The sequence below is a fragment of the Paraburkholderia sp. EG304 genome, from assembly GCF_046543485.1.
Lineage (GTDB): Bacteria > Pseudomonadota > Gammaproteobacteria > Burkholderiales > Burkholderiaceae > Paraburkholderia > Paraburkholderia youngii.
Window position 1 is genome coordinate 1 of record NZ_JBKGUA010000296.1, and the last position, 559, is coordinate 559.

Sequence of the window (559 nt, forward strand, 5' to 3'; positions counted from 1 at the left end):
AACACGCTGCCGGTGCGGCTCGATGTGGATGGAACCGGGGTCGGGGAGAGTGTGCGTCGCACCCACGCGCGGCTGGCGGAGCTGCTCACCCACGAGCATGCCCCGCTGGCGCTGGCGCAGCGCTGCAGCGGCGTTGCGGCGCCTGCGCCATTGTTCAGCGCGCTGCTGAACTATCGCCACAATACGCTGGCGGCGCTTCAGGGCGCCGCCGCGGACGATGTCCTGGACGGCATCGAATGGCTGGGTGCGCAGGAGCGCACCAACTATCCCCTGAGCCTGTCGGTGGAGGACTGCGAAGAGGCACTGGGCCTGACGGCGTGAGCGGTCGAGCCGGTTTCAGCAGAGCGTATCTGCGGTTACATGCAACATGCGCTGGAGTACCTGGCGGACCTGCTGGAGCGCTCGCCGCACACGCCGGTGCGGGAGCTGGAGATCCTGCCGGCGGCGGAGCGCGGGTATCTGCTGGAGGAGCTGAACCGCACGGAGGCGGCGTATCCGTCGGAGCGGTGCATCCATGAGCTATTCGAGGCGCAGGTGCGGCGGGCACCGGAGGCGGTGG

General features: G+C 69.2%; 2 protein-coding genes. Both read left to right on the top strand.

Features of this window, described 5'->3' with window-relative positions; translation table 11 throughout:
- On the top strand, nucleotides 1-321 hold a 321-nt coding region (locus ACLFKU_RS43940; RefSeq protein ID WP_410853416.1), incomplete at its 5' end, for a hypothetical protein.
- Nucleotides 322-360: 39 nt separating this feature from the next.
- Nucleotides 361-559: hypothetical protein (locus ACLFKU_RS43945; protein ID WP_410853417.1), on the top strand; the 199-nt coding region annotated here is incomplete at its 3' end.